The following is a 24915-nucleotide window of genomic DNA, read 5'->3' on the forward strand; positions in this document are numbered from 1 at the left end:
CGCGGTGCAGGCCTTCAGTGAAAGGGGCACCTGTGCTCCTCGATATGGGCGACGAACTCAGCGCGAAAATGCGCGAGTGCCGCCCGCAACCCCATCGCCGCCCCGTCACCCAAAGCACAAAACGTATTGCCGAAAATGCCCTTGCAGAGCATCTCCAGCTGCTCCAGATCGCCGGCAGCACCTTCGCCGGCCTCGATCCGGCGCAGGACCTTCACGACCCAGTTCAATCCTTCCCGGCATGGCGTGCACTTGCCGCAGGACTCATGATGGAAGAATTCGATGATCCGGGTCGCGACCTTGACCATGCAGGTCGAGTCGTCGATCACGATAACGCCAGCCGAACCGAGCATCGAGCCGGCGGCAGCCAGCGAGTCGAAATCCATCCCGACCTCCAGCCCGTGCTCCGGTATAACAGGCGCTGAGACCCCGCCCGGGATTACCGCCTTGATTTTGCGTCCCGGCAGCACGCCGCCGGCGTGGTTCTCGACCAGTTCGCGCAGCGGTATGCCCATCGGCAACTCATAGAGGCCGGGTTTGCGCACCTGCCCACTGAGGCAGTAGAGCTTCGGGCCGGGGCTCTTGTCCGGGCCGATGCCCCGAAACCAGTCCGGCCCCCGCATAACGATATGCGGCACGCAAGCGAGCGTCTCGACATTGTTGATCACTGTCGGGCTGGCGTAGAGCCCAGCCACGGCCGGAAATGGCGGCTTCAATCGCGGCTGCGCCCGTTTGCCCTCGAGCGACTCGAGCATCGCAGTCTCTTCGCCGCAGATATAGGCGCCGGCGCCGCAGTGGATGTGTACGGCGAAATTGAAATCCGAGCCCAGAATGCGTTTTCCGAGATAACCCTTTGCTTGGGCCTCGGCGATCGCCTGCTCCAGACGACGGATCGCCGTCACATATTCTCCGCGAATGTAGACATAGGCGGTTTCGGCCCCAATCGCGTATGCACTTACCGCCAACCCCTCGATCAGTTGATGCGGGTCGCGCTCCATGATGATCCGGTCCTTGAACGTGCCCGGCTCGCCCTCATCGGCGTTGCAGCACAGATATGTCGGCTTGCCGGTCCGCTTCGGCACGAAACCCCATTTCATGCCCGTTGGGAATCCGGCACCGCCGCGACCGCGCAGGTTAGACCGTTTGACGAGGTCGATAACCTCGTCAGGCGTGTTTTCGCGCAGCACCTTGGCCAGAGCCTGGTAGCCTCCGCCGGCCTCGAAGGTGGAGAGCAGATGGCCATCCCGAACATCGACATGCTTGAGGAGGATCGGTTCGAACATGACGCTATTCTCCCGGCGGTGCTGCCGAGGCGAGATCGGCACCAGTCGCTTGCCCCGCCTCCGTTCGCAACCTGTCGAGAAGCGCGTCGATTCGCGCGATATCGAGGTCGCCGTGATAGTCGTCGCCGACCTGCATCACTGGAGCCATCTCGCAGGCGCCGAGGCATTCGACGGTCGAAAGCGTGAACAGCCGGTCTGGGGTGGTTTCGCCCGTCTTGATCCCGAGGACCTCCTCCAGATGCCTCAGCAGGTCCTCGGATCTGCACAGCATGCAGGAGACGTTGTCGCAAAGCTGCAGATGGAACATGCCCACCGGTTCGGTATGGAAGAGCGTGTAGAAGGTCGCCAGCTCGTAGATCCAGATCCGCTCGACTCCGAGAATGTTGGCGACCTCCTCCAGCACCGGACCCGGCAGATGGCCATGCTCCGTCTGCGCGATCCGAAGCGCGGGCATGATCGCCGAGCGCTGGTCGGGATACCGCGCCGCCGCCTCTTCGATCTTTTCGCGCATGGTCATCACGTCCAAATCCTCTGCTACTTGTCCACCTCCGCCATCACGGGGTCGAGGCTGCCGAGCACGGCGATCATGTCCGCCAGATAGCGGGCGTTGGTGACCCCGAAGAGGGCCTGAAGATTGACGAACGAGGGTGCCCGCACCTTCATGCGGAACGGTTTTGGCGACCCGTCACTGATGATGTAAAAGCCAAGTTCGCCCTTTGGCGCCTCGATCGCCGAATAGACCTCGCCCTTCGGCACCTTGAAGCCGTAGGCCGACAGGTCGAAATGCTGGATCAGCGCCTCCATCGAGCAGTGCACCCGATCCTTGTCCATCGGGAAGGCGATTGTCGGCATATCGATCTGGAACGGCCCCTCAGGCATCTGGTCGATGCATTGTTCGATGATTCTCATGCTTTCGCGCATCTCGTCGACGCGGCATCGCCAGCGTGCATAGCAATCGCCCTCGTCACGGGTGATGACGTTGAAATCGAGCCGGTCGTAGATCTCGTAGGGCTCATCGCGCCGGATGTCCCAGTCGACACCGGAAGCACGCAGGTTCGGGCCGCTGAGGCCGAGATCGACGGCATCCTCGGCGGAGATCACGCCGATCCCCTTCGTGCGATTGAGAAACACCCGGTTATCTTCGAGCAGTCGCTCATAGTCGCGGATTCGGTTCGGAAAGATGTCGCAAAACTCCCGGATCTTGGGGAAGAATCCGTCAGGCAGGTCTTCGCGCACTCCGCCGACCCGGCAGAAGGAGGTGTGCATGCGCGCACCACTGATCATTTCCAGGAGGTCCATGATCATTTCACGCTCGCGCATGACGTAAAGCAGCGCGGTCATGGCGCCGAGATCCATCGGCAAAGCGCCCGTGATCAGGAGGTGACCGGAGATCCGTGCCAGCTCGGCCATCATCACGCGGATATATTGCGCCCGGATCGGTGCTTCTATGCCGAGGAGTTTCTCCACCGCCAGCGCGAAGGCGAGGTTGTTCGAGGGCGGACAGAGATAGTCGAGCCGGTCCGTCAGCGGGAATATCTGGGTATAGGTGAAGCTCTCCGCCAGTTTTTCGGTGCCGCGATGGAGGTAGCCGATATGCGGATCGACGCGCTCGACGAACTCGCCGTCCAGTTCGAGGACGAGCCGAAGAACCCCATGGGTGCTGGGGTGCTGCGGACCGAGGTTGAGAAGCACTTCCCTGGTCTTGAGCGCTTCGCCCTCAGGCCTGCTGAGCTCGGTGATTTCAGTCATCTCAACGTTCCGGCGTAGAACGGCCTCCCTTACGGAATGTCCCTGGTGGCAAGGTCGGGCTGCGTTGGCGGCGGACCTTCGGCACCGAAGGGGTTCAACTTGTCCTTATAGCCCCTGAGGGGGAAATCCTTGCGCTGGGGAAAGCCCTCGAAGCCTTCCCACATATAGATCCGGCGCAGATCGGGATGTCCGGCGAACCGGATGCCATACATGTCCCAGGCCTCACGCTCATGCCAGTTGGCGGTGCGCCAGACTCCCGTGACCGAAGGCACTTCAGGAGGATCGCCAAGGCGGCACTTGATGCGGACCCGCCATCTGTTGGGCAGGGAGTAGAGATGGTAGACCGCCTCGAACCGCGGCGTTTCGGGATAATGATCGACCCCGCAAACGTCCGAGAGGAAATTGAATTGCAGCGCCGGATGCTCTTTCAGGAACCGGCAGAACTCGACGATCCTCTCGGGCGGAACGGCAAAGGCGTCGATACCGTGCGCAGTGCCGAGGTCCTCGATTGTTTCTCCGAAGCGCTCCATGATCGGAGCGCGATTGAGGGACGGCTCCGCACTCATGACGCTATAACCCGATCCAGAGGTGTGCCGGCGAGCGCCCGCGACCTCTTGATCTTTTCTTGAAGCAGGAGGAAGCCGTGCATCAGCGCCTCAGGCCGGGGCGGACAGCCAGGCACATGCACATCGACGGGCACGAAGGTTTCCGATCCCTGCACCACGGCATAGGTGTTGTAGACCCCGCCCGAAATAGCGCAGGTGCCCATGGCGATTACCCAGCGTGGCTCCGGCATCTGGTCATAGAGCCGCCGCACGACGGGCGCGAATTTCCGGGTCACGGTGCCGGCGATGATCATGACGTCGGATTGTCTCGGCGAAGGGCGGAAGACCACGCCGAACCGGTCGAGATCGTAGCGGGCGCAACCGGCGGAGATCATCTCGATGGCGCAGCAGGCAATGCCGAAGGTCTCCGGCCACAGCGCCGATCTCCGGCTCCAACTGATGATGCTGTCGGCCGTGGTGAACAGCACGCTGTCGCGGATCGCGTTGTTTACGCCTCCCATTCCAGCGCTCCTTTCAGCCAGGCGTAGGCGAAGCCCACGAGAAGCAGCAATATGAAGACGAACATCTCGATATAGCCGACCAGGCCGATCTCTTTCAGGACGACGGCCCAGGGGAAGAGAAACATCGCTTCGACATCGAAAACGACCAGCAGGATCGCGAGGATAAAGAACGGCACCCTGAAGCGGCCCGCCGCCGCCTCGCCCGCTGCGTCCATGCCGCATTCATAGGGCATGTTCTTGGCGGGATAAGGATTGGATGGGCGCAGCAGCGAGGAGACGAACAACGTCACCCCCGTCACCAGAACGACTCCGGCGACCATGAAAAGAACCGGCAAAAATTCCATTGCAGTCATATCACTGCACCGGTCGCCCATCGACCACGCCGCGGCGCGACTTGGGCAATCCTTCCTCTGCCTTCAAGTTTATTCCGTCGGTGTGATCATTGCAAATCCAATCGCTCACCCGCCAAAGACCGAATCTTGGGCAAGCTTTAGAAACCACGACGGAAATAGGCCGATGCCGATGGTGCCGGCAGCGGTGACGGCGAGTGTCGCGCCCACCAGAGGCGTCAGCGCCGGGGCGAACGCCCTCTTCGGCTCGCGCATGTAGATCACCATCACGATGCGGATGTAGAAATAGGCGGCGACGGCGCTGAGCAGTACTGCGATAACCGCCAGCATGACGAAACCACGCTCGACGAGGGCGACCAGCACGTAAAACTTGGCGAAGAACCCGGCCGTCGGCGGAATGCCGGCCAGCGAGAAGAGATAGAGCAGCATCAAAAGCGCCAGCCCCGGATGTGACTTGGCGAAACCCGCATAGTCGTCGATGACCTCGCCCGAGAAATCGCCGTTCCGCATCATGATGACGATGCCGAAAATGCCGAGATTCATGAACGCGTAGATCAGCAGATAGAGCATCACGCTGGCGATCCCATCGGCGCCGCCAGCGGCCACGCCGAAAATGGCGAAGCCGGCATGGGCGATGCTGGAATAGGCCAGGAGGCGCTTGAAATTATCCTGGACCAGCGCCACGAAGCTGCCGAGCGCCATCGTCACCACCGCAATGACGGCGACGATGATCCAGACGTCCGAGGCTGCGACCAGAGGGTTGAGGAACACCCGCAGGATGACCGCGAACCCTGCCGCCTTGGGGCCGACCGACATGAAGGCGGTGATCGTCGTCGGCGCGCCTTCGTAAACATCCGGAACCCACATATGGAACGGCACCGCGCCGACCTTGAAGACCAGCCCCGCGACGATGAAGACTACCGCTAGCAGCAATCCGGGATCGAGCGGATCTCCGGTCACCGCTGCAGCCATGGCGTCCAGTTGCGTCGTGCCGGTCAGCCCGTAGACCAGCGAAACGCCGTAAAGGAAAATCCCGGTCGAGACCGCGCCAAGGATCACATATTTCAGCGCCGCTTCGTTCGACCGCCGCTCTTGCCGCAGGAAACCGGTCAGCACATAGGTACAGAGCACCATCAGTTCGAGGCCCACATAGATCGACATGAGATCGGTGGCCGAAGCCATGATCATCATTCCCGAAAGCGCAAAGAGCAGCAGGACATAGTATTCGCTGCTGCCGATCCCTTCGATATCGGCATATTTTCGCGAGAGGAGGAATGTCAGAACGGTGGCTAAATAGAACACGAACTTAAAGAAGACCGCGAAGCGGTCGGCGACGAACATGCCCGTGTAGGCCGGCCGCACCTCGCCCGCCAGCATGAGTGTCGCCAAGGCGGCAATCAGCACGATGGCAACAGAAGCCCAGACAAGGAAATGTTCCTGTCTCTTTTGCACAAACTGTCCCAGGATCAGCAGGATGCAGGCCCCCGTGATCACCACGATCTCGGGCAGGCTCGCAAGGGCCGACTGGAGAAGCGCAGCGGCGGTCATTGGCCGCTCTCCCCACCGTGCACCTGCGCCAGCAGATGTTTCGCCGAGGCATCGATGATGTTGAGAAAAGGTTTTGGATAGAGCCCGACCCAGAGTACGAAGATGGTCAGCGGCAGGATTGCAGCGATCTCGCGGCCGTTTACGTCACGTATCTTGAACCGGGCGCTGAGGCTCGCCGGGCCAAGCGCGACTTTCCCATACATGCCAAGCAGATAGGCCGCGCCCAGCAATGCGCCCAGAACGGCGGCCGCGCCGACGGCCAGGTTGGCCGCAAATCCGCCAGACAGCACGAGCAACTCGCCCACGAACGAATTCGTTCCCGGCAGCGCCATCGACGACAGGATGAACAAGGCAAGAAACGCGGTGTAGACGGGTGCTGTCTTCATCAGCCCGCCATAATCGGCGATGCTGCGGGTGTGGGTCCGCTCGTAGATCAGGCCGACGAACAGGAACAACGCGCCCGTCGTCACGCCATGATTGAACATTTGCAGGATGCCGCCCTCGAGCCCGCGGAGGTTCAGCGCGAAAATCCCCATCGTCACGAAGCCCATGTGGCTGATGCTGGAATAGGCCACCAGCTTCTTGAGGTCGTCCTGTGCCAGCGCGAGCAACCCGCCATAGACGATCGCAAGTGCCGAAAGCGAAAGCATCAGGGTTGAATAATACACCGACGCCTCCGGCAGCATCGGCAGCGAGAATCGCAGGAAGCCGTAGGCGCCCATCTTCAGCAGCACGCCGGCGAGGATGATGCTGCCCGCTGTCGGCGCCTGCACATGGGCGTCCGGCAGCCAGGTGTGGACCGGGACCATCGGCACCTTGACCGCGAAGGCGACCAGGAAAGCGAAGAACAGCCACGACTGGACCCGGAACGGCAAATCCTGTGCTGTCAGAGCGAGAATATTGAAGGTCTCACCACCGTTGAAATAGAGCACGATGACGCCGACGAGGAACAGGACGCTGCCTGCCAGCGTGTAAAGGAAGAACTTGAAAGCCGCATAGACCCGGCCGTCGCCGCCCCAGACGCCGATGATCAGGTACATCGGGATCAGCATCGCCTCCCAGAAGACGTAAAACAAGAACAGGTCGAGTGCGCAGAAAACCCCGAGCATCAGCGCCTCCATGGCCAGCAGACTGACCATGAATTCCTTCACCTTGCGGTCGATCGCGACCCACGAGGCGAGCACGCAGGTCGAGCCCAGCAGCGCGGTCAGGAAAACGAAGAGCGCACTGATTCCGTCGACGCCAAGCGTATAGGTGATCCCGAGCGCAGGAACCCACGGGCGCGTCTCGGTGAACTGCATCGCGTGGGTCGTGGTGTCAAAACCGACCAACATGGCGATGCAGAGAGCGAGGTCGAGGACGGTGACTGCCAGCGCCATCCACCGCACCGCAGCGTCGCTGCGCAGAAACATCAGAACCGCTGCCCCGGCGGCGGGTGTGAATACGATGAGGCTGAGCAGCGGTAACCCCATGGGACCCCCTACCGCCACGCCACGGCGAAGATGGCGGTGGCCGCGATCACACCGACGATCATCGCCAGCACGTAATGGGTCACGACGCCGGTCTGGAGTTGCCGGAGCCGCCCGCCGCCGCGCAGGATCGAGCGGGCAACGCCGTTCACGACAGCGTCCACCCCGGTCAGATCGATCCGCAATCCCGCCCGTGCCGCCCCATACAACAGGGGCAGCGCCGCGGTTTCGGACACATCGCTCACCGCCTTCTCGTATCGCGCCAGCGGTCGTTCGGCGAGCCACATGAAGACCCGCGCGCCCTTGCGATAGAACCAGTCGGTGTCGATGCTGATGGTCTTTTCTGGGTCGAGCGCCCGCAGGAACAGCACGAACCCGAAGGCAGTGAACATCAGCACGCCGAGGCTCTCCGTGACATGGAGGCCAGTGTAAGGTTCGAAGTCGACCGGATAGGGCAGAAGCGCATAAAGCGGCTGCGGGAACACTCCGATCGCAATGCAAAGCACCGCCGCCATTCCCATGGCGACCAGCATGTTGCGCGGCGGCTCCCGCGCCTCCAGTTTCCGGTCGGTGCCGAAAAACATGTAATACGGCAGCTTCAAGCCCGTGTGCAGGAAGGTCCCCGACGATGCCATTGTCAGCGCCAGCACCACCAACGCCCGATGATCCTGTCCGGCAGCGGCGATCACCATCGATTTGGTGACGAAGCCCGAGAAGAAGGGAAATGCCGAGATCGCGAAGGCGCCGACCATGTAGAGCGCCACGGTCAGTGGCATGGTCTTGTAGAGCCCGCCAAGCTCGGTGAGCTTGCGACGGCCGGTGACGTAGATCACCGCCCCGGCACCCATAAACAGAAGCGCCTTGTAGAGGATATGCGCGAAGGCATGGCTGGTGGCGCCGTTGACAGCCATCTCGGTCCCGATACCGACGCCCGCCACCATATAACCCACCTGGCTGACGATGTGATAGGCCAACAGGCGTCGGCAGTCGTTCTCCAGTACTGCATAGATGACGCCGTAAAGCGCCATCGCGATGCCGAGCCAAACGAGAAGCTCGGTTCCCGGAAACGCGCGCGCCAGCACATAAACGGCGGTCTTGGTGGTGAAGGCGCTCATGAATACCGCCCCGGTGACGGTTGCCTCAGGGTAAGCGTCGGTCAGCCAGGCGTTGAGCGGCGGCACGGCGGCGTTCAGAAGGAACCCGGCAAGGATCAGGTAGGCGCCGGCGCCCATCCCCCCCTCGATCGGGCCTAGGAGTAGCGAGCCTGTTGAAAGCCCGTAGAGAATGATGCCGCCTAGCAGGACGACGCCGCCGGTGATATGGACCATGAGATACCGGAACCCGGCGCTGATCGCTTGCCGGCCGCCCTGTGCGAAGACGAGATAGGCAGAGGCAAACGCCATGCCTTCCCAGAACAGGTACAGCGTCAGGTAGTCGCCGGCGAATACCACGCCGAGCGCGCTCCCGACGTAGACGAACGCAGCGACGTGCTGGCCGGGGCGAGGCAAGTGCAGCGCGTAGACCGTTCCGATCAGAGCCATGATGGTGAACACCGTGGCAAAGACCCTGCTCAGCTTGTCGACCTTCGCGATCTGGATTTGCTGCCCGACGAACGACGCGGCGCCGTAGTTGTCCGGCTGCATCGTAACCACGGCGAGGATCGCCAACACCGGGATCAGCAGCAGATAAGCCTTGCGGATCGATCCTCCGAGGAATGGGATCGGCAGAGCGCCGAGAATGAAGAGCAGGGCCGGATGGATGAAGTCAGTCATAGTAATCCTCGCGCCGCATCAGCCCAGCCCGATGGCCGAGAAACTTGGAAACGAAGATGAGCAGCACGCAGGAGCCGAAGCCGTAGACGGCCGACCAGCCCGGCAGGCGGTCCCACAGGTATTCGGCGTGTTCGCGGGGAACTAGAAAGTCGGCGATGACGATAAGAACGAGCGCCAGATAGAACAGCCGGCGCCGCTGCTGCGCATATTCTTCGGCACCAAAGAAATCGACCACGCGCTTGATCATCTGACCACTCCGTCCGCCAAGGTGAGGAAATAGCCGGGGAAGATGCCCATCAGCACCGACAGGATGGCGGTCGCGACCAGCGGGATCGTGACCATCGGAATTTCCCGAACCGTCGCGGGGCTCTCCTGTGCCTCCGTCCCGAAAAAGGCGAGATAGCTGATTGGCAGGAAATAGGCGGCGTTCAGGACCGAACTTATGAGGAGCACGATCAGGAATGGGATCTCCCCCGCCTCCACCGAACCCCGTGCCAGATACCACTTGCTGACGAAGCCCGCGGTCAGCGGCACGCCGATCATGCCGAGCGAGCCGACGAAGAACGCCCCCATCGTCCAGGGCAGCCTGCGGCCGATCCCAGCCATATCGCTGATGTTGCGCTTGCCAGATGCGCAATAGATTGAACCTGCGCAGAAAAAGAGCGTGATCTTGGAGAACGCATGCGCTGCGATGTGAACGATCCCGCCGACCATCGCAACCGGCGACAACAGAACCGCGCCCAGCACGATGTAGGAGAGTTGGCTGACGGTCGAATAGGCGAGCCTCGCCTTCAGGTCGTCCCGCGTGAGGGCGTAGACCGACGCTATGAGGATCGTGAACGAAACCAGATAGGCCGTGGCGATGCCGAGGCCCAGCTTCCCCACCAGCTCGACGCCGAAGACATGGAAGACCACTCGCAGCACGCAGAACACGCCCATCTTGACCACGGCCACCGCATGCAGGAGCGCGCTGACCGGTGTCGGAGCCACCATCGCGGCAGGCAGCCAGGCGTGCATCGGCATCACCGCGGCCTTGGCGAAGCCAAAGAGATAGCAGAAATAAACGACCGTCAGCAGCAGCGCGGAGGCATCAGCTCCCGCCAGCAGCCCGCCCGTCACAAAGTCGAGCGACCCCGCAATGTGGTAGGTCAGCGCCAGCGCGGCGAGCAGCACGCTTTTCGACGCGCCCATCAGATAGACGAGGTACTTGCGGCTGCCCGTCCATCCTTGCTCGTCCTCGTGGTGGTAGACGAGGGGATAGGTAACGAGACTGAGCACCTCGTAGAAGATCACCAGCGTAAACAGATTGGCGGCGAAGGCACCCCCGGCCGCGGCCGCCAGACTGCTGGCGAAGCAGGCGAAGAACCGGGTCTGCGCGTGCTCGTTCAAGTGCCGCATGTAGCCGATGGAATAGATCGCAGCCATGATCCACAGCAGCGACGAGACGGTGGCAAACACCATGCCGAGCGCATCGACCCGGAAAGCGAAGTCAATCCCCGGCAGGATCTCGAACAGGCGCAAATCGATCGTCCCGCCCGCCAGCACGGTGGGCGCCATCGAGGCGACAATCGCGAACATGGCGATCGCGGCCACCGGCGAGACGACATCGCGGAGTTTCTCGCGGTTGTTCAGAAGGAGAATCGCAACGGCCGCCAGACCTGCGACGGCAACGGCAAGCAGCGGCCGGATCGATATCACCGGGTCCAAACCGCTATCCTTTCATCATGGTCACGTCGTCGACCTTGAGGGTGGACTTGTTCCTCACGAGGGCGACCAGGATACCGAGGGCGACGGCAACCTCCGCCGCGGTGATTGCGATGACGAAGATCGCGAAGATCTGCCCGCGGAAATCGTCGTAGTAATGCCCGAAAGCGATGAAGTTGATGTTGACCGAGTTGAGCAAAAGCTCCAGCGACATGAGCACCACGAGAATATTGCGCCTGATCAGTACGCCCGCTGCTCCGATCACGAACAGGACCACTCCAAGCACAATATACCACCAGAGCGGAACCATCACTCCTGCTCCTTTCGCGCCAGCACAATGGCGCCGATCAGGGCCGCCAAAAGGATCACGGAGGCGATTTCAAACGGCAGGAGATAGTCGGCGAAAAGTGTCGTGCTGAGCTGCCTGATCTGATCGCCGCCGCGCATGGCGACAGGTTCGATGACCGAAAAGCGGTTACTCCAGAGCACCAGCACAAGCATCTCGACCCCAAGCAGGGCGACCAGCACCAGAGCCGACAGGTTGCCGCCCGGCAAGAACCGCTGCAACACCGCTTCGCGCACATCGATCATCATGATCACGAACAGGAACAGGACCATGATCGCGCCGACATAGACAAAGATCTGGATGACCGCGAGGAACGGCGCCTCGAGCAAGACGAAGATGGCCGAGATATTGAGGAAACACGCCATCAACGCCAATGCGCTGTGAACCGGATTCCGCGCCAGGACCACCGTCAGGGCGGTGATCACGGACACCGCAGCGAACAGAAGAAAGAACCCCTGATCCATCGACGCCGACCCTCCGACGCGAACTGTCACTCGGCGCGAGATAGCCGGCTCTGAGATCGCGCCGCAACTTCAGATGCGTTCGCAAATTGTGCCTTAGTATCGGATTTTTCACAAGGTTATTGTCGAGCCTGTCGGTACCGAGTTTGGTTACGGTGTAGTGAGAAACTACTTCCAATAACACCGGTTACTCGCCCGAAATTACAAGTCTCCGTGGTTTCACGCCCCCGCAACCAAGAAATAGTCCGCAGTGCGGGTCTCTGGCACAAAGACTTCATTTTCTCGAGGAAGGACGCATCGTCCTTATCCCTCGCGAAAACAGCTGAGACCGGTTTGCGGATCGAAGAGATGCATCGCCTCCTCGTCGAAGAAGAGGGTGAGCGTTTCGTTGTCCCGGATCGGCGTGCGCGGCGGCAAACAGGCCATCAGCCGCTGATTTCCGGCAAGGGCGGTGACGACGAGTTCCGGGCCGGTCAGCTCGGCGACCTCCAGGCTTGCCTCGAGCGACGGGCCGGGGCCGTCCGTGCGAAGGGCCTCGGGGCGGATGCCGAGGATGAGTTCGCGGCCATTGACGGCGGCTTCGGCGAAGCGGGTCGGCAGGGGCAGGCTGGCATCGGAACCTGCAATCGCTAGCCGGCCATCGCGCACTGTCGCTTTCAGCAGGTTCATCGGCGGCGCGCCGACGAAGGTGGCGACATAGAGCGTTGCCGGATGATTGTAGATTTCCTCAGGTGTGCCCAGCTGCTCGATGCGGCCGTCGCGCATGACGGCGATGCGGCTTGCCAGCGTCATCGCCTCGATCTGGTCATGGGTGACATAGACCACCGTGGTCTTCAGCATCTGATGCAGCCGCTTGATCTCGGTGCGCATCTCCATGCGCAGCTTGGCGTCGAGATTGGAGAGCGGTTCGTCGAACAGGAAGACCTCGGGCTTGCGCACCAGCGCGCGGCCGATCGCCACGCGCTGGCGCTGACCGCCGGAGAGCTGGCTCGGTTTGCGGTCGAGGAGGTTTTCGATCTGCAGGAGCTTGGCGGCATCGCGCACGGCCTTGTCGCGCTCGGGCGCCGGGACCTTCCGCATTTCCAAGCCGAAGCCGATGTTCCGGTGCACCGTCAGATTGGGATAGAGCGCGTAGGATTGAAAGACCATGGCGATGTCGCGGTCTTTCGGGTGCACGCCAAGCACCGAACGCCTGCCGATCCTGACGTCGCCGCTCGTCGCCTCGGCAAGGCCGGCAATGATGTTGAGCAGGGTGGACTTGCCGCAGCCGGAGGAGCCGAGCAGCACGAGGAACTCGCCGCTCTCCAGCGAAATGTCGATGCCTTTCAGCGTCTCCACCTCGCCATAGGTCTTGCGGATGTTTTCGATGTCGAGCGCGCTCATGACACGGCCTCCTGAGGAGACGATGGCTCACCATAGCTGCGGGGAAGGGTGGAAATGGCGCGCGAGGCGACTTGTGTCCCAGCCGCCAGGCAAGAAGCCAGCGGCTTGCTATCCGCCAATGCTGCCAGGAAGCCGGCGTTGAAGACATCGCCGGCGCCGATCGTATCGACGACCTTGACGACGGGTGCAGGCACCGACGCCGGCAGGCCGTCCGGCCCGATGGCGATGGCGCCGTCCGGGCCGCGCTTGACGACGACGATAGCGCCCCCCGGCATATGCGCCCTGATCTCACGGGCGGCTTCGATAGGATCGGCGATGCCGGCAAGCGTCGTCGTCTCGACCTCGTTCAGCAGCGCAATGCCGCTGCGCGAAAGCCAGGCGCGGGCGGCGGCGCAATTTTCTTGCGTCCAGCCGTCCAGCGGCCAGCCGGTATCGAGTGCGACGATGATGTCGTGGCTGTCGGCCCAGTCGAAGAAAGCGTCATATTCGCTCGCCAGGTCGTCGGTCAGAAAGCCGCCGCAGAGAAGCGCGTAACCGCCGCGCAGTCTTTCGCCGTCGATGACGGCGAAGACGTCGGCGAGGCTGAAGCGCGGCAGGTGGCCGGTCGTCGTGAAGAAAGTACGCTCGCCGTCCGGATGGGTGATGCCGACGGAAAGCGTGGTCTTCTCGGGGCGCACCGGCCACTTCTCGGAACGCCGGCCGAAGGCTTCCGCCAGCCAGCGGCCGAACTGGTCGCTGCCGATATTGGCGGCGATCTCGAATTCGATGCCGAGCGCCTGCCAGGCGAGCGCGGTGTTGCCTGCCGATCCACCGACCCTCAGCTCGTCATGATCGACGATGATTTCCGTGCCGGCCTTCGGCCAGGGGGCGGCCGGTCCGAGGATGAGATCGACATTGACGTTGCCGATGACTGCAAGCGGCCGCATTCATTCACTCCGGGTAATCTTGGTGGAACGGACCGGCGTTCCGGCATTGTCCACGCGGGTTTCGGCAAAGGCGATCATTAGCCGTTGGGCAACCGGCAGCATGGCGAAGATCGCGGCAAGGCCCGTCGCCGGTGCAAAACGGATCGTCGCCGCCCCGGTGACGGGGGCTTCGCTCGAGGCGTCGAACAGGATGACAGGCGCGCCGGTCTCGACGGCGGACACCGCCATGGCGGTGACGAGGCCGGCCGTCTCGTCGAGGCCGCGGAACAGCACGACGCCGATCTCCGGCCCCAGCATCTCCATCGGGCCATGGCGCAGCTGGCCGCCTTCGAGCGAGAAGCAGGGGCGGCGCGAAAGCTCCGTCAGCCCGAGGGCTAATGCCTCGGCGACACCTTGCAGGCGGCGGCCCGAGGTAACGACGGTCACGACGTTTTCCAGGGCGGAGAGTGCCGCTGAGATGTCATGGTCTTCGGGCGCCTTGAGGACGGCAAGTGCGGCCGCGGGATCCTCGCCGAGGGCAGCCAAGATCGCGAGATGCAGGGCGAAGGTCACTGTCAGGCTGCGGGTTGCGGCAAAGGCAAGCTCTGTGCCGCCGCTGCCGACCAGCGGCGGGGCGGTTTTGGCAAGGAAAGAGCTGCCTTCAAGTGTCAGGCCGAAGGTTTCCTCCGTGCCGCCGGTCTCGTCGAACCAGCGCAGGACTTCGGCGCTTTCGCCGGATTGTGAGGTGACGAAGATTGTCCTGCCGGCGATCGGCAGCGGCTGGCCGAGCTGTTCGGAGAGCGGCAAAGCGACGGCATCGACGCCGAGCGCACGGTAGAGCGGCTCGACGGCGCGGTTGACCGCATGCGAGCCGCCCATGCCGATCAAAAGCAGCCTGCCGGTTTTCTCAAGCGAGGCGGCGGCTCTTGCCGCCATCGGTGCAGCGGCTTCATAAGAGACGAGCGCATCGGCGTGCTGGCGCGCCATTTCGCGGTCGATCGCCGCAAGTCCGGCGGGCCGGTTTCTTTCTGTTGTCATGTTCATCCCTTGACGCCGCCGCTGGTGAGCCCTGAAATCAGGGCGCGTTGCATGACGAGACCGATCAGCACCGGGGGCAGGGCGGCGAGCACGCCTGCCGTGGCGATCAGTCCGTAATCGGAAACGCGCCCGCCCGCGAGATCGGCAATGGCGACGGTCAGCGTCTTGGCGCGCTGGTCCGAGGTGAAGAGCAGCGCATAGAAGAATTCATCCCAGGCCAGCAGGAATGCGAAGAGGCTCGATGTCGCGACTACGGGGGCTGCGAGCGGCAGCGTGATGATCCTCAGCGTCTGGAACAGGCCGGCACCGTCGATCATCGCGGCGGATTCGATCTCGCGCGGGATGGAATCGAAGCCCGATTTCATCAGCCAGGTGGTGAAGGGCGCCAGGATGGTGAGATAAACGAGGGCGAGGCCGAAGACGTTGTTCAGCATGCCGAGATGGGAGAGACCCATATAGAGCGGTACGGCGAGCGCCACCGGCGGCAGCATGTAGGTGGCGATCACCATCGATAGCGACCAGCCGACCGAAGGCGTGCGCGACACCGCCCAGCCGGCCGGAATGGCGAGCGCGATTGCGGCGATGGTCGCCATGCCGGCCACCTCGATGCTGTTGCGCAGCGACGCGGTGAAGGCGGCGCCGGCGCTGTTTTCCAGTGTCGACAGGAGGAGCTGGTATCGCGAGAAATCCGCCGCCTGCGGCCACCAGCGCAGCGGCTTTGCCGCAAGATCGGCGGCCGGCGAGATGCTCATGATGAAGAGCCAGAGGATCGGCGCCAGGATGACGGCGGCAAGCAGCAGCGCTGAGAGATGAATGAAAGCGGAAAAGAGGGGGCTTTGACGTTCCATCAGGCGGCACTCCCGGCGGTCTTGCGCACAAGGGCGGCGTAGCCGACGGCGAGCAGCGTCACCAGCAGCGTGACGATCAAGGCCAGCGACGCGCCCGAACCTGCCCGCTGGAAGGAGAAGGCTTCCTGGTAGACGAGGATCGACAGCGTGCGGGTGCTGTTGGCCGGGCCGCCGCGGGTCATGACCCAGATGATGTCGAAAACCTTGAAAGCTTCGATCGTGCGCAGCACCAGCGCCACCATCAGTGGGCCGGCGAGATAGGGCAGGATGACGAAGCGGAAGCGGGCGAAGGGGCCGGCGCCGTCAACGAGGGAGGCGGCGGTGATATCGCGCGGCACGGCTTGGAGTGCGGCAAGCGCGATCAGCGCCACCAGCGGAAAATTCTTCCAGCAGTCGGCGACGATGAGGGAGGCGAGCGCCGTGCCGGGCTCGCCGAGCCAGGAGCGATAGGCATCGAGCAGGCCGAGCTGCGTCAGCGCGGCGTTGAGCGCACCGTATTCCGGATTGTAGATCAGCCGCCAGAGTGTGGCGTTGACCACGGTCGGCAGCGCCCAGGGCAGGATCATCAGGGCGCGCAGTGCGGTGCGGCCGCGGAACTGCTGGTTCAGTAGCAGCGCGGCAAGCACGCCGATCACCATTTCGGCGGCGACCGAGACGATCGCAAACCAGGCTGTCGTGACGAGCGTGCGCTGGAAACTCGAGCCGGAGAGCATCTTCACGTAATTGTCGATGCCGACGAAATTGCCGCCGGTGCCGACGAGCTTGGCATCGGTGAAGGAGAGGCCGACGGTATCGATGAGCGGCCAGCCGATGACTGAGATCATGACCACGAGAAGCGGCAGCATCAAAAGCCACGCCCGGGTTGTCAGCCATGTGCCCGACATCGAGGCGACCCTTCTTCATTCACAGGTTTGGGAGGCCGGGCGACGGCAGGCGCCGCCCGGGGTTCATGCCGGGCTCAGAGGCCGCTGTTTTCGGCGGCCGACTTCAGCGCGTCCTCAGGCGTGGATTGGCCGAGCAGCGATTCCTGGATCGCCTGCTGCAGCGCCGTCGAAAGCTCCTGATATTTCGGCGTCGTCGGGCGCGGATACATGGCGGCAAGACCGATTTTTGCAGCGGAAATCAGCTCTTCCTGGCCCTTGGTGACACCAGCATCCTCATAGGAGGAGGCCCAGATCGGCAGGCTGAGCTTGGCGTAGGCGTTCTGTGTGGCCTGCGAGGTCATGAAGGTGATGTATTTCCAGGCCTCGTCGGGATGCTCGCTGGCCGAGGTGATGCCGAGGCCCATCGAGCCGTTGACGGCCGAAGCCTCGCTCTTGCCGGCGACGCCCGGCGCCGGCACGACGCCGACCTTGCCCGCGACCTTGCTGTCCTTCGGATCGTTGGCCATGTTGTACATGTAGGTCCAGTTGAGCGCGAAGGCGGCATCGCCGTTCTGGAAGACCTTGCGGACGTCCTCTTCCAGGAACTCCTTGGAGTTCGGATTGGTCAGGCCTGACGTATAGCTGGCCACCATATATTTCAGGGCATCAAGGCCGCCACCGCTCTGGAAGGCAGGTTTGCCGTCCTTCAGAAAATCGCCGCCATAGGCGCTGACCAGCGTGGTGTAGTCGCAGATTGCCGCTTCGGCCTGCGACCAGCTCCAGGCGATCGGGGTGGCAAGCAGGCCCTTGTCCTTGATCGCCTTTGCCTGCTCGGCCAGCTCGTCCCAGGTCTTCGGCGGCGCCTTGATGCCGGCCTTCTCCAGGATTTCCTTGTTGTAGAACAGATATTTGGTGTCGAGGATCCAGGGCATGCCGTAATATTTGCCGTCATACTGCACGGTGGTCCAGGCGCCCGGCAGCACGCCCTTCTTCATCTCGTCGGTGATGCGGGAGGAGACGTCGACCAGCACCTTGTTGGTGGCGTATTCGGCCGGCCAGATGACGTCGAAAAGGACGACGTCGTAACCGCCACCGGAACCTTGCGCCAGCACGGTCTTGTCGTGCAACCCCTCATAGGGAACGAATTCGAGATTGACCTTGATGTCGGGGTTCGCCTTGGCGAAAGCGTCGGTCATGGCGCGCACATCGGCCTCGCTGTAAGCGGCCTGCGCCATGAACAGCGCGTTCAGCGTCGTCTCGGCGAAAGCATGCGGGGCAAGGGATGCGCCGATCAAGGCCGCACCCAAAAGCGTCTTGTTCAAGGATTTCAGCATTGCAGCCTCCAGTTTTTGACATTTACGCATGGCCGAGGGCGGTTTTTCCGCCATCGGTTTCGAGAAGGCACGCGTGACATAAAACCGTGCCGGTCCGTTATCTCGGAGCGTCGTTGGAGGCCCTGGGCGGGCTCCTGCGTTCCCTGGAACTCTACGGTCCCTTATTAAGTCAAATGTCTTGACTTATTACTTCGCCAACATTCTACTGGAGTCAAGAGGCAATTGCACATGAATGACGTCAGGCCGATCCGGGCCAAGAGCGGCACCAATCACGAAGGCACCAGCGCGCATAACAGGCGTGTGATGATCGATGCCTTGAGGATCAACGGTGCGCTCTCGCGCGCCGATCTGGCGCGGGCGACGCGGCTGACCAAGCAGACAGTGTCCAATATCATCGAGGAGCTGGAGCGCGACGGTCTCGTCAGTTCGCAGGAGGCGGTGCGGAAGGGCAGGGGCCAGCCCTCGACGCCTTATCGGCTTGTTCCCGAGGGCGCCTTCGCGATCGGCCTGCAGATCGACCGGCATGTGACGCGGGCGGTTGCCGTCGATCTCGTCGGCAATGTTCTCGTGCGCGATGAGGCCGGCCTCCCGGCCGGAGGCCCGTCGGAAGGGACGAAGGTCATCCTCGATCTCGTTGCCGGCGTGCGTGCAGAACTTGCCGGGATCGTCCAGCAATCGGAAAAGCGGCTGGTCGGCCTCGGCGCCGCCATGCCCGGACCCTTCGGCGTCGCCGGCAGCGGCGACGATCCCTGGATGATGGAGGCCTGGCAGAAGTTTCCGCTGCTGGAAACGCTGACCGCCGGCACCGGGCTCGATGTCGGCCTGCAGAACGATGCGGCGGCGGCCGCGACTGCCGAGCGTATGGTGGGGGCCGCCCATGGTCTCGACCATGCCGTTTGCCTGTTCGTCGGCTACGGCATCGGCGCCGGCCTCATTCTGAACGGCGAACTCTATCGCGGCGCCAACGGCAATGCCGGCGAGATCGGCATGGCGCTGCTCTTTGCCGACGGCAAATCAACGCCGCTCGAACATCGCGCTTCGCTCGCCTCGCTCTACCAGCACCTGTCGATCGATCCCGCCGATCCCGATCTGCATGCGCACATCAACGACCTCGCCTCGAGGGGCGATCCAGGCATCGATACCTGGATCGAAGCGGCGGCGGCGGACCTGCGCTGGAGCATCCATCTCGTCGAAACGGTCTTCGATCCGCAGACGGTGATCCTCTGCGGCAGCGCCCCCGAAGCGCTGGTGAACCGGTTGATTGCCGCCATCGGCCCGCTGCTGCCCTCGATCGCCGAACGGCGCGGCCGGACGCTGCCGCGCCTGCAGCCCGGCATGGCCGATCCATGGTCAGTGGCGCTCGGTGCTGCCGCCGGACCGATCAGCCGCGCATTCGACCCCCATTTTGCAGCAATTTTGAAGGATTCCCTCTAATTTAGGGGCTGAAACCGGGCGTTGCACAGCAGTGCAACGGCAAAACGAGGACGTTTTTTGCAAGTTTCGATATGACGGAGCAATGAATAGGTGAGCTATTCCAAAATATTAGTAAATATTAAATACTCTTTGAAATTGTACTCTCCTGAATATAGATGCGTGCATCTGTAAATATATTTGCAGACCGCTCGGCGCTGATCTAAATATTTCCTCTAGGAGTTGTGAACAACAACCGTGTGACGATTTTGTGACGACTGGATTTCGGTCATTTCATGTCATGTAATATTCATTGGCCGCGGCAATTTGAACCAGCTAATAGGGCGTGCGCTGAAAGTGCGCGTCCCTTTTACGTTCGAGGTTCTCATGCAAGCCAAGCTTCTCGGCGCCGTTGGCGCCCTTCTCGCTACAGCGTTTCTTGCTGGCCCCGCTGCCGCCGCCGAAAAGACCAAGATTGACTTCTGGTTCGGTAATTCCGGTGACATCGCAAAGCGTGTCCAGGAACAGTGCGATCGCTTCAACCAGTCGCAGGCCGACTACGAAGTCGTCTGCACCAGCCAGGGCAGCTACGACGCTTCCCTGCAGAACACCATCGCCGCCTTCCGCGCCGGCAAGCAGCCGACCATCGCCCAGGTTTCCGACGCCGGCACGCTCGACATCATGCTTTCCGGCGCCTACTACCCGGCAAACAAGCTGATGGCCGACATGGGCTACACCGTCGACTGGAACGATTATTTCTCGGGTATATCAGGCTACTACGCCACGTCGAAGGGCGAGATGTATTCCTTCCCCTTCAACTCCTCGACCGCTTTGCTCTACTGGAACAAGGACGCCTTCGCCAAGATCGGCAAGGACCACGCTCCGGCGACCTGGAAGGAAGCCGGTGAGGACTTCAAGGCTCTGAAGGACGCCGGCTATGCATGCCCGCTCGCCTTCGACATCTCCAGCAACGAAGTCTGGCAGTACATCGAGCAGTTCGAAGCCGTCAACGGCGAGCCGATCGCCACGAAGAAGAACGGTTTCGAAGGCCTCGACGCCGAGCTGGTCTTCAACAAGAACCCGCTTCTCGTCAGCTACATCAAGGACCTCAAGTCCTGGTACGACAACAAGCTCGCCGTCATCAAGAACAAGGCCGTCGGCCAGACCTTCGTCGAAGCCTTCGCAGCCGGCGATTGCCAGGTCATCCTGACCTCGGTCGGCGACCACGGCAATGTCGGCCGCACCGCCAAGCAGGGCATGAACTGGGGCGTTGCCATGCTCCCGACCTATGGTGACGCAACCCGTCACAGCTCCTATGTCGGCGGCGCTTCGCTCTGGGTTCTGAAGGGTCATTCGGACGCCGAGTACAAGGCTGCCGCTGCCTTCTTCAATTTCATCGCGAAGCCGGAAGAAGCTCTGACCTGGTCGACCGTTACCGGCTACATCCCGGTTCGCAACTCCGGCTTCGAATATCTGAAGAAGCAGGGCTTCTACGACAAGGCGCCTTACTCCGGCCGTGAACTCGCCATTCAGAGCCTGACCGCTTCCCCGGCTGGCGACGCAGCCGCCAAGGGCATCCGTCTCGGCGGCCTGCTACAGGTCCGCACCGAGATCGCCAACGGCCTACAGGCGATCTTCGTCAACAATGCCGACGTCCAGGCCTCGCTCGACTCTGCTGCCGAACGCGGCAACCAGCTCCTGCGCCGCTTCCAGCAGACCTACAAGAACGTTCAGCTCCCCTGATCGCCTGATTGAGCCGCACCCGGCCCGCCTTGCGCGTGCCGGGTGCGTCTTTGTAAGTTCTCCCAACCAGTCGCGGATGCGCGCTGCCGCCCGCGCCTGAAGTCAAACCAGGGCGAAAACGACCACCCATGGAAAAGCGCGTCACTTTCTCCTCGACGACGATCGGCCTCCTCTTCGCATTCCCGATGCTGTTGCTGATCTTCGTCTTCTTCTACTGGCCAAGCGCGCAGGCGCTTTATTGGGCTTTCACGCTCGAACAGCCATGGGGCGGCGGCAATGCCTGGGTCGGCTTCGACAATTTCAAACTGCTGCTCAGCGATCCGATCTATTGGGAATCGATCACCCGCAGTATGGTTTTCGGCTTCAGCTCGACGATTATTGCCATGGGGCTGGCGCTCATCCTGGCGCTTTTGACGGATCGTGAACTGCGCGGCCACAAGATCTACCGGTCGGTTTTCATCTGGCCCTACGCGATCGCCGCGCCCGCTCTCGGGCTGGCCTTCCGCTTCATCCTGGCGCCGGAGGCCGGCCTTCTCTCGGTCATCAACCATGTCTGGCCCGGCCTCTGGAATCCCGCGCTCGACGGCAAGGACGCGATGATCGCCGTCATCGTCGCCTTCTCCTGGAAATATATCGGCTATAACTTCATCTTCTTCCTCTCGGCTCTGCAGGGCATTCCACGCTCGCTGATCGAAGCGGCGGCCATGGATGGGTCCGGGCCGCTGCGCCGCATGTGGGACCTCCAGCTGCCGCTGCTGACGCCGACATTGTTCTTCCTGCTCGTCATCAACATCACCGAGAGCTTCCAGGATTCCTTCGGCATCGTCGACGTCATGACGCAGGGCGGCCCGGCCCGAGCGACGGAGCTCATGGTCTACAAGATCTATTTCGACGGCTTCCGGGGCCTCGATTATTCGGGCGCTGCGGCGCAATCGATCATCCTGATGCTGCTCGTCGTCATGCTCACCATCTTCCAGTTCCGCTTCATCGAGCGGCGCGTGCACTACAAGTGAGGTCGCGGACATGATCGAACGCACGCCGATATTCAACTTCATCTGCTACACGCTTCTGGCGCTCGGCATGGTGATCGCGCTTCTGCCTTTCGTCATCGTCATCATCGCATCGACGCTCGATCTGGAGACGGTCAATCGCGTGCCGCTGCCGCTGACGCCGGGTTCGCATTTCTGGGAAAACGCCCGGGAGGCCTGGGTGCGCGCCGATCTCGGCACCAAACTGCTGCACAGCATCATCTTCGCGACGTCGGTCGCTGCCGGCAAGGTCATCCTTTCCGCCATGGCAGGCTTCTCGATCGTCTATTTCCGCTTTCGCGGCCGCTATGTGATTTTCTGGATCATCTTCATCACGCTGATGCTGCCGCTCGAAGTCCGCATCGTTCCGACCTATTCGATTGCGGCCAACGCACTGCAGCCTTTCCAGACGATCCTCGATGTCACCGGCATCAGCTGGCTCGTGGCCCAGATCACCGGTATCCAGATCAAGCTCGAATGGGGTCTGCTGAATTCCTATCCCGGCCTGGTTCTGCCGTTGGTCGCAACCGCGACCGGCACCTTCCTTTATCGGCAATTCTACCTGACGGTTCCGGACGAACTTGCCGAGGCCTCGAAGATGGACGGATCGGGTCCGGTCCGGTTCTTCTGGGACATTCTGGTGCCGCTGTCGCGGCCAAACATGATCGCACTGTTCACGATCATGTTCGTCTGGGCCTGGAACCAATATCTCTGGCCGCTGCTGATCACCACCGATCCGAATTTCGGCATTGCGGTGACGCAGCTCAAGACGCTGATCCCGTCCGAATTCGGTCTGCCCGATTGGAACGTCGCCATGGCGGGTACTCTGATCATCATGTCGCCGCCGCTGGTGCTCGTCATCCTGATGCAGCGCTGGTTCGTGCGCGGCCTTATCTCCACCGAGAAGTGAAGGAACAGTCCTGTGGCACCGATCTCAATCCGTGATGTGAAGAAGAGTTACGGCAAACATCCCGTGGTTCACGGCGTCGATCTGGAGATTAAATCCGGTGAATTCGTTGTCATCCTCGGCCCGTCCGGCTGCGGCAAGTCCACGCTCTTACGCATGATCGCCGGCCTCGAGGAAATCAGCGGCGGTGAAATCGCCATTGACGGTCGCGTCGTCAACCAGCTGGAGCCGCGCGAGCGCGGCTGCGCGATGGTGTTCCAGAACTATGCGCTCTATCCGCATATGACCGTTGCCGAGAATATCGGTTATGCCTTGAAGGTGGCGGGTGTGGCGAAGACGGAGCGTCAGCGACGCATTACCGAGGTCGCCAAGGCGCTCAGCCTCGAACCTTTCCTCGACCGCCGCCCGGCCGCTCTTTCCGGCGGCCAGCGCCAGCGCGTCGCCATGGGCCGCGCGATGATCCGCGAGCCGAAAGTGTTCCTCTTCGATGAGCCGCTGTCGAACCTCGACGCCAAGCTGCGCATCGCCATGCGCGCCGAAATCCGCCGGCTGCACCGCCGCCTCGGCGCCACCTCGATCTTCGTTACGCATGACCAGACGGAGGCGATGACGCTGGCCGACCGGCTGGTGGTGATGAACGGCGGCAGGGTCGAGCAGGTCGGCACGCCGGAAGAGGTCTATCATCATCCGGTCTCGCGCTTCGTCGCCGGTTTCGTCGGCACGCCGGCGATGAACCTGCTCGAAGGCACGATCAACGACGAGGGCGTCTTCATCTACGATCAGAGCCGCAAGATCGCGCTGCCGCGCGAACGCGCCGCGAGCCTGAAGGGCAAGCGGGTCGTGCTCGGCATGCGCGCCGAGGCCGCCCGGCTGGTGGCGCCGGATGCGCCCGGCGCCTTGATCGCGACGGCCGATTTCATCGAAGAGCTCGGCGCGAGCCGCGTCGTTCATGCCGATTTCGACGGGCTGCCTTTTGCCGTGGCGCTGACGGACGCCGTGAGCGTGAAATCGGGCGATCCGATCGGCATCGCGATCGACCACAACGCGATCCACCTCTATGCCGCCGACACCGGCCGGATCATCGAGAACCCTGCCATGAGCAGCGCCGGCGCCGTCCCCGCCTGACGAATTGATCGCCGGTCGGCGTCAGCGATGGATCGGATCGATCCAGGGGACGTCTTCCGGCTTCTCGACCGGCTCGATATCGAGATTGACGACGACGGGCTCCTGGCCTGAGCGGACGAGCACGCATTCCAGCGTCTCGTCGCGGCTGGCGTTGATCTCCTGATGCGGCACGTAGGGCGGGACATAGATGAAATCGCCGGGGCCGGCCTCGGCGGTAAATTCCAGATGCTCGCCCCAGCGCATGCGGGCCTTGCCCTTGACGACATAGATAATGCTTTCGAGATCGCCGTGATGATGGGCGCCGGTCTTGGCATTGGCATGGATCGTCACCGTGCCGGCCCAGATCTTCTCGGCGCCGGCGCGCGCATTGTTGATCGCCGTGGCGCGGTTCATGCCCGGCGTCTGCGCCGTGTTGGGATCGAGCGAATTGCCGGGAATGACCTTGACGCCATGTTCCCGCCAGTCGATGTGAGAATGCTCGTGGTCGCCGCTCATGCCTTGCCTCCGCCTTCGATATAGCCAATCTAGGTGGGCGCGGCGCGGCGGCCAAGCGGATTATCTTCTTGCATCAGGAAAGGGTTCACCC

25 protein-coding genes are annotated in these 24915 nt (G+C 62.3%); 5 read left to right on the top strand and 20 right to left on the bottom strand.

Annotated elements, in window-relative coordinates; translation table 11 throughout:
* Positions 1-14 precede the first annotated feature (14 nt).
* The 19 genes from nuoF to CO655_RS15005 all read right to left on the bottom strand — a co-directional run bounded on the left by nuoF (position 15) and on the right by CO655_RS15005 (position 18116).
* On the bottom strand, positions 15-1280 hold the full coding sequence (nuoF, locus tag CO655_RS14915) for an NADH-quinone oxidoreductase subunit NuoF (RefSeq protein WP_097665288.1): 1266 nt from the start codon (positions 1278-1280) through the stop codon (positions 15-17).
* 4 nt (positions 1281-1284) lie between these two features.
* Entirely contained in the window at positions 1285-1797 is a 513-nt protein-coding gene (nuoE, locus tag CO655_RS14920; protein WP_097665290.1) for an NADH-quinone oxidoreductase subunit NuoE, read from the bottom strand.
* 17 nt (positions 1798-1814) lie between these two features.
* A complete protein-coding gene (gene nuoD / locus CO655_RS14925; protein ID WP_097665291.1) occupies positions 1815-3029 on the bottom strand; it encodes an NADH dehydrogenase (quinone) subunit D in 1215 nt (404 codons plus the stop codon).
* Between the two features lie 29 nt (positions 3030-3058).
* Positions 3059-3595, bottom strand: a complete 537-nt coding sequence (locus CO655_RS14930; RefSeq protein ID WP_097665293.1) for an NADH-quinone oxidoreductase subunit C — start codon at positions 3593-3595, stop codon at positions 3059-3061.
* Positions 3592-4095, bottom strand: a complete 504-nt coding sequence (locus tag CO655_RS14935; protein WP_003582024.1) for an NADH-quinone oxidoreductase subunit B — start codon at positions 4093-4095, stop codon at positions 3592-3594. Before CO655_RS14935 ends, CO655_RS14930 begins: the two co-directional genes overlap by 4 nt.
* Positions 4083-4448, bottom strand: a complete 366-nt coding sequence (locus tag CO655_RS14940; RefSeq protein WP_097665379.1) for an NADH-quinone oxidoreductase subunit A — start codon at positions 4446-4448, stop codon at positions 4083-4085. The genes CO655_RS14935 and CO655_RS14940 overlap by 13 nt, the downstream gene beginning before the upstream one ends.
* A gap of 105 nt (positions 4449-4553) precedes the next feature.
* Positions 4554-5993: an NADH-quinone oxidoreductase subunit N gene (locus CO655_RS14945; RefSeq protein WP_097665295.1), complete on the bottom strand. Its 1440-nt coding sequence runs from the start codon at positions 5991-5993 to the stop codon at positions 4554-4556.
* Positions 5990-7465 carry an NADH-quinone oxidoreductase subunit M gene (locus CO655_RS14950; RefSeq protein WP_097665297.1) on the bottom strand — a complete coding sequence of 492 codons (1476 nt, stop codon included), beginning with the start codon at positions 7463-7465 and terminating at the stop codon, positions 5990-5992. Before CO655_RS14950 ends, CO655_RS14945 begins: the two co-directional genes overlap by 4 nt.
* An 8-nt stretch (positions 7466-7473) precedes the next feature.
* Positions 7474-9234, bottom strand: a complete 1761-nt coding sequence (locus CO655_RS14955) for a Na(+)/H(+) antiporter subunit D (RefSeq protein WP_097665299.1) — start codon at positions 9232-9234, stop codon at positions 7474-7476.
* Positions 9227-9481 (bottom strand): hypothetical protein, encoded by a 255-nt coding sequence (locus tag CO655_RS14960; protein WP_097604133.1) that lies wholly within the window; start codon positions 9479-9481, stop codon positions 9227-9229. The genes CO655_RS14955 and CO655_RS14960 overlap by 8 nt, the downstream gene beginning before the upstream one ends.
* Positions 9478-10941: a monovalent cation/H+ antiporter subunit D family protein gene (locus CO655_RS14965; RefSeq protein WP_097665301.1), complete on the bottom strand. Its 1464-nt coding sequence runs from the start codon at positions 10939-10941 to the stop codon at positions 9478-9480. The genes CO655_RS14960 and CO655_RS14965 overlap by 4 nt, the downstream gene beginning before the upstream one ends.
* 4 nt (positions 10942-10945) lie before the next feature.
* Positions 10946-11248 (bottom strand): NADH-quinone oxidoreductase subunit NuoK, encoded by a 303-nt coding sequence (nuoK, locus tag CO655_RS14970; RefSeq protein ID WP_010029941.1) that lies wholly within the window; start codon positions 11246-11248, stop codon positions 10946-10948.
* Positions 11248-11748 carry an NADH-quinone oxidoreductase subunit J gene (locus tag CO655_RS14975; RefSeq protein WP_097665303.1) on the bottom strand — a complete coding sequence of 167 codons (501 nt, stop codon included), beginning with the start codon at positions 11746-11748 and terminating at the stop codon, positions 11248-11250. The genes nuoK and CO655_RS14975 overlap by 1 nt, the downstream gene beginning before the upstream one ends.
* Positions 11749-12048: 300 nt before the next feature.
* Positions 12049-13128: a sn-glycerol-3-phosphate ABC transporter ATP-binding protein UgpC gene (gene ugpC / locus CO655_RS14980; protein ID WP_097604135.1), complete on the bottom strand. Its 1080-nt coding sequence runs from the start codon at positions 13126-13128 to the stop codon at positions 12049-12051.
* Complete coding sequence (locus CO655_RS14985) at positions 13125-14054, bottom strand: PfkB family carbohydrate kinase (RefSeq protein WP_097665305.1); 930 nt, start codon at positions 14052-14054, stop codon at positions 13125-13127. Before CO655_RS14985 ends, ugpC begins: the two co-directional genes overlap by 4 nt.
* On the bottom strand, positions 14055-15077 hold the full coding sequence (locus CO655_RS14990; RefSeq protein ID WP_097665307.1) for an SIS domain-containing protein: 1023 nt from the start codon (positions 15075-15077) through the stop codon (positions 14055-14057). It abuts the gene before it with no gap.
* Positions 15074-15919 carry a carbohydrate ABC transporter permease gene (locus CO655_RS14995; protein ID WP_097665310.1) on the bottom strand — a complete coding sequence of 282 codons (846 nt, stop codon included), beginning with the start codon at positions 15917-15919 and terminating at the stop codon, positions 15074-15076. Before CO655_RS14995 ends, CO655_RS14990 begins: the two co-directional genes overlap by 4 nt.
* On the bottom strand, positions 15919-16803 hold the full coding sequence (locus tag CO655_RS15000; protein ID WP_097604139.1) for a sugar ABC transporter permease: 885 nt from the start codon (positions 16801-16803) through the stop codon (positions 15919-15921). Before CO655_RS15000 ends, CO655_RS14995 begins: the two co-directional genes overlap by 1 nt.
* Positions 16804-16877: 74 nt before the next feature.
* The gene (locus CO655_RS15005) at positions 16878-18116 is read right to left on the bottom strand and encodes an extracellular solute-binding protein (RefSeq protein ID WP_097665311.1); all 1239 of its coding nucleotides are present in this window, start codon (positions 18114-18116) and stop codon (positions 16878-16880) included.
* A gap of 228 nt (positions 18117-18344) precedes the next feature.
* Between CO655_RS15005 and CO655_RS15010 the strand changes: the two genes are divergently transcribed.
* The 5 genes from CO655_RS15010 (at position 18345) to CO655_RS15030 (ending at position 24329) form a co-directional block, all read left to right on the top strand.
* Entirely contained in the window at positions 18345-19550 is a 1206-nt protein-coding gene (locus CO655_RS15010) for an ROK family transcriptional regulator (protein WP_097604141.1), read from the top strand.
* 363 nt (positions 19551-19913) lie between these two features.
* Positions 19914-21269, top strand: coding sequence for an extracellular solute-binding protein (locus CO655_RS15015; RefSeq protein ID WP_097604142.1), 1356 nt, complete (start codon positions 19914-19916; stop codon positions 21267-21269).
* Positions 21270-21397: 128 nt separating this feature from the next.
* Complete coding sequence (locus CO655_RS15020) at positions 21398-22282, top strand: sugar ABC transporter permease (protein WP_077994876.1); 885 nt, start codon at positions 21398-21400, stop codon at positions 22280-22282.
* 10 nt (positions 22283-22292) lie between these two features.
* The gene (locus CO655_RS15025; RefSeq protein WP_010032994.1) at positions 22293-23207 is read left to right on the top strand and encodes an ABC transporter permease subunit; all 915 of its coding nucleotides are present in this window, start codon (positions 22293-22295) and stop codon (positions 23205-23207) included.
* A 12-nt stretch (positions 23208-23219) separates the two neighbouring features.
* Entirely contained in the window at positions 23220-24329 is a 1110-nt protein-coding gene (locus CO655_RS15030; RefSeq protein ID WP_097665313.1) for a sn-glycerol-3-phosphate import ATP-binding protein UgpC, read from the top strand.
* Between the two features lie 21 nt (positions 24330-24350).
* On the opposite strand, the gene CO655_RS15035 is transcribed toward CO655_RS15030, so the two are convergent.
* Positions 24351-24824 (bottom strand): cupin domain-containing protein, encoded by a 474-nt coding sequence (locus CO655_RS15035; RefSeq protein ID WP_009994847.1) that lies wholly within the window; start codon positions 24822-24824, stop codon positions 24351-24353.
* Positions 24825-24915 lie beyond the last annotated feature (91 nt).

The organism is Rhizobium sp. M1 (assembly GCF_002531805.1).
GTDB lineage: Bacteria > Pseudomonadota > Alphaproteobacteria > Rhizobiales > Rhizobiaceae > Rhizobium > Rhizobium etli_C.